The sequence below is a fragment of the Anabaenopsis arnoldii genome, assembly GCF_028331025.1.
Taxonomy (GTDB): Bacteria; Cyanobacteriota; Cyanobacteriia; order Cyanobacteriales; family Nostocaceae; genus Anabaenopsis; species Anabaenopsis arnoldii.
Window position 1 is genome coordinate 1 of the sequence record NZ_JAQMUH010000025.1, and the last position, 8,942, is coordinate 8,942.

Genomic DNA, 8,942 nt, shown 5'->3' on the forward strand with positions numbered 1-8,942 from the left:
CAGGGAACAGGGAACACACCGAACAGAGATTAAGAAGGAATATTCAGGCATTTTCTTCAATAACCAACATTATTTCCCTTATACGGTAAGCCTTTTCGGATTTTATCAAAACAATTTAGCATATTAGGTACTGAAGAACCAAAAAAATTAACTATTGTAGGGTGCGTTACGGATTTCATAGTAACGCATCATCATTGCGCCTTTGGTGGTTGAATAGCTACCAACATTGTTTACCTGGGAATTGAAACAAAATTGCGACATTAGCTTGAACTAACTGTCAAAAACTCCCTCATATATAGCTTTTCCCATGCTCGTGAGGTACAATTTTTTTTAGTTTGAGGGAATAGGGAATAGGGAATTGGTGTGTACTTCATGAGACTGAAAAAGGCTTTATAACTATCTGATAATTTATGTACTGATTGAATATTAGAATAATCTATGTATAAGATTGAAAGTTCCGATAGTTATAATGTTTGGTTTGGCTTGAATTACAACTCGATCAGGTATAATTGGATTAATGAATAAAAAATCAAGAATCAAACAAAATTGCCAACAGCAAAAAATGCGGGCATTTTGCCGTTATTACACTTAAAATCAGGTCTTTAGTTGAAAAAAAATGTGAATATATCTCAAGGATAAAGAAAATCAAACCCATGTATCACAAATCATCCTGATATTGGTTTTGAATGCAACCAAGGATCACATTTTATCTTTTTTTAGAAAATTATTGAGAATATTTAGCAATATAGGTTAAGATTTTGATATATTAAAAGCAAGTAGTCTCATGGAATCCGGGAATAGGTGGGTATTTTTTCTGGATAAAAACAGGCAAACAACAGGATTTTTATGGCTACGCCACGCCAGCTATGGGTTTCAAGCCTTTTCCAGCCTTGATATATATCAAGTATTGCGCTGGGAGTCAGTATGGCTAGGCTACGCAAGCTACCAGGTAAACTCAGCAAGTAGAATCTTTTGAACCAGCTAATAAAAAAGAATACAAAATGAATTTGAAGGTTGCTGTAATATCTCTCCGGGGGTGAGTGAACTTTAATCTAGAGACTTTGTTAACCAGAAAGAAATTTATTAAAAATGATGCTATAAAGTGCCTACCTGCTTGTTACTAGTAAATGCAGATTATTCTCGTTTATTGCTCAGGGTTGAAGCATCGTAGCCAAAATTACATGAGTTTTTTCTCATAATCTTCTGTTCATACAATTCACTAATGAGTAAATTTCGATGAATACTTTTTTTTGTTCTGATCATGCACGAGAAGTCGGAGAAGATATTATTGGTAGTGCTACAAATTATCAAACATATATTTTAGTTGAATGTCCTCAACCCTGGACTTATGAGGCTTTTCAATCTAAATGGGTACCAAATAATTTACAGGTTCTAGTAGAGGAAGTCCGCTGTGCTAGATTACCCGTAAGGTTTCTTTTAATTGCGAATAATTATTCCCATAAAGTGGACTACACCACCCTTTTGATTTATCAAAAACAAGAGGGTATGAGTCATGGATACCAAAAATACGAGTTTAAACTACCACATATTGAACAAGTAGCGGGGGTGGTAAAACAATATTTATGGGGAAAAATATCCGACTATGAAATAGATACAGGTATAACTAGAGATATTTTAGTCTGTACCCACGGTAGCCATGATCAATGTTGCGCTAGATATGGTAGTCCTTTTTATTTCCAAGCTAGGACGACTGTTGCGGATTTGGAATGGGATCATGTCAGGATTTGGAAATCTAGCCATTTTGGTGGACATCGATTTGCACCAACAGCAATAGATTTACCAGATGGTAGATATTATGGTGTTCTCAATCAGGAATCCCTGAGGTCAATTTTAACTCGTACAGGTGATATAGAATCTCTCAGGAAAGTATATAGAGGCTGGGGAGTTCTACCTAGTGCGCTACAAATCTTAGAAAGAGAACTGATGTTATATCACGGGTGGGATTGGTTTAATTATCAAGTAGGGGGGAAAATTATTCAGCAGAGTTTAGATAACAATACAATTTTAGCCGAGTTAAGTTTTGAGGACTCACATGGTTCTCTATTTATTTACGAGGCGAAACTTGTCAAAGACAAAACAAGAACACTGGAAATCAAGGGTTCTTGTAATGCCAAAGAAAATTCTGTATTTGTCAAATATGCTGTAGATAGTATGAGAATTGTATGTAATAAAGTTGCAACTTTGAGTAATTAAGGCTTGCTGATTTACAAAAATCATGAGGTTGTTATCTACCAAACAGCTAGTAAAAATAAGCTCTCAATCATGGCAAATTTTCAACAACAAAACTCAGGGTTTAACAAACCACACCTTTATACAAAACACCAGTTAAGAACCGAGCATTTGCAAATTATGTAACGTAGCATATAGTCCACCAGCTTGTAACAATTCCTCATGGCTTCCTGCTTCGACTAATTCACCTCGCTGCAACACAAAAATTCGATTTACATTGCGAATTGTGGACAGTCGGTGAGCGATAATAATTGCGGTACGCCTCACTAAAACTTGGTTTAATGCCTCTTGGACTAAGGTTTCTGTATTCACGTCTAAACTAGCGGTGGCTTCATCCAAAACTAGAATTTGTGGGTTACGAATTGCGGCACGTGCGAAGGCTAAAAGTTGCTTTTGACCACTAGAAATATTTGTGCCTCGTTGCCGCAGTTTAGTATCATACCCTTGGGGTAATTGTTCAATAAACTCAGCAATATTGGTTTTACTGGCAGCTTGTTTAATTTCTTCAAGGGGATAATAGTCGCCTAAAGTGATGTTACTTTTAACGTCACCAGCAAACAAAAAGCCTTCTTGCAAAATTACTGCCATATAGCGTCGCAAGTCCGCCTGTGCTAGCTCCCGAATATCTACGCCATCTAGTAAAATGCGCCCTTGGGTTGGTTCATAAAGACGGCACAATAGCCGAATAACTGAAGTTTTTCCCGCACCTGTGGGACCGACTAATGCGACTTTTTCGCCGGGATGAATTACGAAACTTAAGTTTTTAATTACATAATCATCGTCTTTGTAAGCAAACCAGACATTTTCAAAACGAATTTCTCCCAATTGTACAGGAGTTTCAAAATCTTGGTGTTCTATCTTACCAACTATTTCATCTATATAACCAAAAGTTGAATCAAATATAGAAAAGCGAGGATGACTAGTATCGCGGATTTCTATGGGTTCATCTAAAATGTTGATAATGCGTTCAATGGCGGTAAAACCAGCTTGGATGACGGTAAATTTTTCGGCAAAATCTCTTAAAGGGTCAAATAGTCGCTGGGCATATAAGATAAATGCTGCTAAAATTCCGAAGGTGAGGAAGTCACCTAAGAGCAACCAACCACCTAACAACAGAACCCCGGCGATCGCCATTAGTGCTATCCATTCTAAAGTTGCTGAAACAGCGGAATCGTAAAAAATGGTTTTATCTATTTCCTGGATGTAACGTTGATTTGTGTGGCGAAATAATTCGGCATTAAATTTTTCTCGTCGGAACAACTGGACTACATTAATACCAACTATATTTTCTTGTAACTGAGAATTTAAACTAGAAAGTTCTTCCCTTACCTTATAATTGGCTTGGCGGTACTTTTGCTGAAAGTAAATAATTAACCAAGTAATGGGTAGGAGTATCAGCAACAGCAAGCAAGCAAGTTTCCACTCAATGGAAAACATAATAGCGATGATCACCAGCATACTGAATACATTGGAGACAATACCGATGGCACCGGTGGAAAAGACATCCCCTAATACTTCCACATCGCTGGTGAGTCGAGTAATTAATTTACCTACGGGTGTACGGTCAAAAAAACGTACTGCTAAAGATGTGACATGGTGAAATAAATCCTGGCGTATTGCGGCTGTGATGTTTTGTCCCAGCTTTTGTAGTATATAACCCTGAATGCCAATTAATACCAGTCGGATGGCGATCGCTATAAGTATTAATATTAGTAGAATATTTAACCCTTCCCTCAAGGGGAGATTCCTGAGTAACTCATAGGTACTTGGTTCATTGCGAATCAGAGAAATCACCTGTCCAATCAACAGTGGTTGCACTGCGTTGGCTAATGCAATGGGTACAAGTAGGACTATTGCCAGTGTCAGCAGTTTTCCATGGCGACGAGCATAGGGCAATAGACGTAAAAATAACCGCCAGTCATTGTTATTTGAGCGGTTGTTCCGGTGGGATTTGTTTACAGATTGGTAATTGCTCATATTCACACTCCCACGGCTAAAAGCACATGGGATTCTTGCTTCATCTAGCCAACTTACTTAGAGGAGTTTCTTCCCATTCGCAGAGTCCACAAGCTTGATATTCCCTATGCCCCACATTACTATTTTATTTTACAATAATGTTTAGATAAAATCAATACTAAGTTGATCTTTGTCATCCTATTTAGGGTAGAAAGTCTAACTTTCTGTGCGTGTGATCGAACCGGCGATGAAGGCTCCCAAAACCGTACCCATCCATAATCCAGTTGTACTACCTTGCCATGTTGCTCCTGGTGTTACCCAAACATTACACATGACTTTTAAGCCCCAAGACTGGTTTTGACAGTTCTGGTTATGTAGCATTGATGTCATGTGTCCACCGATGTAAGCACCCAAAAGACCTAGTGTCACAGCTAAGAATGTGCAAGTTAAAAATCTATTTTTCATCATGATTAATGCTAGTTCTGGCAATGGTGGGTTACGCTACCCTAACCCACCCTACAGTTTTTGGTGTTCTTTGATCAACCTGTATTTCTCATCCCGGCGGCAATACCATTAATAGTTAACAGTGCGCCTCTGAGTAACTCGCCTTTGCTGTACCTAGAATTAATCACACCAGATGTAGCAGTTAGGTTACGTGATTCACGCAAGCGTTTGAGTAGGGAAACTTGGATGAAACCTAAAGGTAAAATCGTACCATTACGTAACTGTACTGAACGCTGCAAGACAGGATCGCCATCCAAGAGCCGAGTATGTCCAGTGATTTTCAGCACTAAATCTCTAGTGAGATAGAATTCGTTGGCAATTTGCTCGAATACTTTTTCTAGTCTGGCTTTATCTTCAGGATTAGCTAATTCTTCCACGTAGTGATGGGCCATTTGCATATCTACTTTGGCCAGGGTCATTTCTGCTTTGGAAATCACCATTTTGAAGAAAGGCCACTTGAGATAAAAGTAGCGTAGTAATTTCAGATGTTCTTCGGGTTCTTCATTGAGGAATCCCTGTAAAGCTGTACCAATACCATACCAAGAAGGCAATAAGAAACGGGTTTGTGTCCAGCTAAATACCCAGGGAATGGCGCGTAAACTGCTGAGGTCTTTTTTTCCTGATGGTCGCCGCGCTGGACGGGAGCTAATTTGTAACTGGCTAATTTCTTCAATGGGGGTAACTTGGTGGAAAAAGTCGATAAAATCCGGTTGCTCGTAAATCAACTGGCGGTAATGTTGACGCGATCGCCCGGCTAATTCTTCCATAATCTCATTCCAAGGTTCGATATCATCAAACCCTGTTCGTAGTAAACTAGCTTCAATTACCGCAGTGGTAATAGTTTCCAAGTTGTACATAGCTAAGTCTAGCAAGGAGTATTTAGAAGCTAATACTTCCCCCTGTTCAGTAATCTTAATGCGCCCATTGATACTGAGTCCCGGTTGAGCCAAAATCGCCTCGTAAGCTGGTCCCCCTCCCCTTCCCACGGAACCACCCCGCCCGTGGAATATTCGCAAATTTACACCGTATCCTTCAGCAATTTTCTGGAGTGATTTTTGGGCTTTATGGATTTCCCAGTTACTACTTAAAAAACCAGAATCTTTATTGCTGTCAGAATACCCTAGCATGACTTCCTGTAAATTGGGAGTGAGGGGGGAAGCTGTGGTGGGGATGGGTAATGATGAGCCGTTTTCTTGACTAGCTTTAACTGCTTCATAGCCACCGGCTAATAAAGCTCGATATAATGGCAATTCAAATAACTGTCGCATGACGCTTCTGGAGCGTTGTAAGTCTTCGACTGTCTCGAATAAGGGGACAACTTGAATGGTTCCCACGGCGATGGCGGGGTCAAACAGTCGGGATTCTTTGGCTAATAGTAACACTTCCAAGACATCGCTCACTTGCCGACACATACTGATAATGTATGTTTGGCAGATGTTGACACCAAACTCTTGCTGTAGCGATCGCAATATCCGGAAAGTTTCAATGACATCGTTAGTTTTTGCCGAAAATGGCAATTCTGACGGAATTAGCGGCCTGCGGGTTTGTAGTTCCCCTGTGAGCCAAGCAACTCGCTGTTCTTCGGATAGTTCGTTATAGGGTTGGGGTAGTATTTGCAGATATTCCAGAATCTCATTTAAAGCATCAGAATGTCTGGTGGATTCTTGGCGGATATCCAACTGAGTTAAGTTAAAGTCAAAAATTTCTACTTGACAGATGAGAGTTTCTAATTCCCCACAGCTTAAACCAGTTTCGGTTAAATTACGTGCAATTAACCGCAATTCTGCTAAAAACTCTGACCCGGAACGATACATGGGGGCTTCTTCTCCTAGGACTCCCCCACTCAGGTTATGGTCAACTTTCACGCCTATACTGGGTGATATTTCTCGGTTATACAAAGATAAATTGCGATCGCGAGTATTTTCCAACCGTCTGAGCACATAAGCCAGCTTTAACCGATAAGGTTCTTGGCGATATCGCAAAGCCAGTGCATCGTACACATCACTTAACTGGGACTGGTCTATCTCCAAAGATTCGAGCAAGTCTGGTAAGACATCGCTCCAGTGCATTGACACACTCAATAATTCAATGAGCTGTTTGACTGATTTAATATATCTTTCCAAAACCATTTGGCGCTGATAACAAGCTGTTTGCCAAGTGATTTCTGGTGTTACCGATGGGTTACCATCTCGATCTGAACCCACCCAAGAGCCAAAAGAGCAGAAGTTTTTATGGGGCGGTTCTAGCCAATTAAAAGTCTTACCCAATGCATATTTTAACCGCTTATAGAGTTGAGGAATGCCATCAAATAACACCTCTTGGAAGTAGTGTAAGGCATAATCTACTTCATCGAGTACCGTCGGTTTAAACTGGTGGAGTTCATCTGTGCGCCACCACAGGCGAATTTCTTCGAGTAATTGTTCTCGCAAATCCGCCCCTTCCCATGGATATCCGCCTACTGTCCCTTCATTGCGATTTTCTACCGCATCTAGTTTTTGCAGCAGGTTGACTACCCGCCTTTGCTTATCGCGGATGGTGTGACGAACTATTTCAGTTGGGTGGGCTGTGAACACTAAACGCACATCCAACTGTGAAATCAGGCGTTGAATTTGCTGGGGTGGCACATTTAGCCTAAATAAATGGGGAAACAAAGTAGCAAATGTACCTTTTTCTTTATTAGTTGATTTATTTACCCAAGTTGTTGTAGAGAATAGACTAATTGTCTGTGTACAAATTTCTTTTTCTTGGTTAACAATCAAGGCATCATCTTCTTGATGGTTAGAAGAATAGGCAGTGTGGGATAAAGTCCCTTCCTGAACTGTTTCTCCTTCCCCTGGTGAATAGCGAGTTAATTGCTGCCGCTGTTCATATTCCTGCTCTATGATGTTAATCAACTGGAAATACAATGCAAAAGCCCGAGCGGCTCGAATCGCCTCATTGATATTCAGTTGTTCAATCAACTTCACAGCAGATGCGGCCTGGTCATTTGTGGCTTGTCCTTCCGGCGAACATAAGCCCCGCAATTGTCGCAATAGTTCCACCATTGTTTGACCACATTCCTGTCGGAGTACTGATTCCCACAATTCTTCTACCACTTGCAACCGATGGCGCAAAAATAACTCTGAGGTAGGGTAAAAATTTACCCCTTGAGACAAACTGTATAAAATAGAACTCATAATTACTGCTCTTGTCAAGCTGATTACTGTTTACATCCTATAGACTTACATCCCATAGACGAAATTAATTCTCAGGGAAAAACCTTGAGGATTTTAGCTTCTAAATATATTTTTTAATCTGTTTGTCTACCTCTGGTGCTTGTATCCCAACTGTTGTTAACTGGAAAAGGGAGAATTGGCAGGCGATCGCCGCGAAACAATTCTTCACTAGCTTCGCCTATAGATTCTAGGGCTTTCACTGTGGCTTTTTCTGCGGTGAGGAGCAGTAGTACAGACGCTGTACCTATTTGTAAAAGAAAAGATGGGGGAATGCTCAACAAAGGCAGATTAAATCCGATATTCTCTGAAGATTTTTGGTTAGTAGAAGTCATTGCTAATTCTTAGTTGTTGGCTGATTGACACTCCCCTACCTCTAATGGTAGGTCTAGTTGCACCACGTGAGTAGGATTCAAGATTAATTAAATAGTCCCTGTCCTCCCTCGGTTTTGATGCTTTCGATTTTTCCATTCTCGGCGTAGTTTCTGAAGGTCTTTAGGTCTAATCCTAATCTATTCTACTGCTTCTCTTAGTGGTATCTGAGCATTTGTGGTGATATAGCATTTCCCATGCTCGTGAAATACAAAGTTTTTTAGTTTTTTGCAAACAGGTATTAAGGAACAAATTTTTGTGTACTTCATTAAGCATGAAAAAGACTTGATCATATGTGTGTGTTGTGTGTATGTTATCGGATTTGGGCAGCCCACAAAGTAACAAAAATGTTAGGGAGGGGGTTGATTGATCAAGGTATTGATAAGTAAATCTAATACTTGCAGCTAATTAAATCAGAAAATTTATATTTCACTAAAAGTAAATACATGTTAAGTTTATTAGAACGGACGGATAAAAAAACCGTCTAATTGGTTACAAAAATACATTGCAATCATAAACAAATGACCACAACCTTACAACAGCGCCAAAGCGCCAACGTATGGGATCGCTTCTGCGAGTGGATCACCAGCACCGATAACCGGATTTACATCGGTTGGTTCGGCGTACTCATGATCCCCACCCTCCTAG

5 protein-coding genes and 1 pseudogene are annotated in these 8,942 nt (G+C 40.1%); 2 read left to right on the top strand and 4 right to left on the bottom strand.

The window, feature by feature from the left end; genetic code table 11:
- The first annotated feature begins 1,236 nt into the window (after window positions 1-1,236).
- Window positions 1,237-2,214: a sucrase ferredoxin gene (locus tag PN457_RS02005; protein ID WP_271730971.1), complete on the top strand. Its 978-nt coding sequence runs from the start codon at window positions 1,237-1,239 to the stop codon at window positions 2,212-2,214.
- Window positions 2,215-2,346: 132 nt separating this feature from the next.
- On the opposite strand, the gene PN457_RS02010 is transcribed toward PN457_RS02005, so the two are convergent.
- From PN457_RS02010 to PN457_RS02025, 4 genes are all read right to left on the bottom strand, one after another.
- Window positions 2,347-4,227 carry an ABC transporter ATP-binding protein gene (locus PN457_RS02010; RefSeq protein WP_271730973.1) on the bottom strand — a complete coding sequence of 627 codons (1,881 nt, stop codon included), beginning with the start codon at window positions 4,225-4,227 and terminating at the stop codon, window positions 2,347-2,349.
- 195 nt (window positions 4,228-4,422) lie between these two features.
- Window positions 4,423-4,674 (bottom strand): hypothetical protein, encoded by a 252-nt coding sequence (locus tag PN457_RS02015; RefSeq protein WP_271730974.1) that lies wholly within the window; start codon window positions 4,672-4,674, stop codon window positions 4,423-4,425.
- 71 nt (window positions 4,675-4,745) lie between these two features.
- Window positions 4,746-7,886 (bottom strand): phosphoenolpyruvate carboxylase, encoded by a 3,141-nt coding sequence (gene ppc, locus PN457_RS02020; protein ID WP_271730976.1) that lies wholly within the window; start codon window positions 7,884-7,886, stop codon window positions 4,746-4,748.
- 113 nt (window positions 7,887-7,999) lie between these two features.
- On the bottom strand, window positions 8,000-8,257 hold the full coding sequence (locus PN457_RS02025; protein WP_271730978.1) for a hypothetical protein: 258 nt from the start codon (window positions 8,255-8,257) through the stop codon (window positions 8,000-8,002).
- A 558-nt stretch (window positions 8,258-8,815) separates the two neighbouring features.
- Between PN457_RS02025 and PN457_RS02030 the strand changes: the two are divergent.
- Window positions 8,816-8,942, top strand: a pseudogene (locus PN457_RS02030) (photosystem II q(b) protein); the annotation flags it as partial.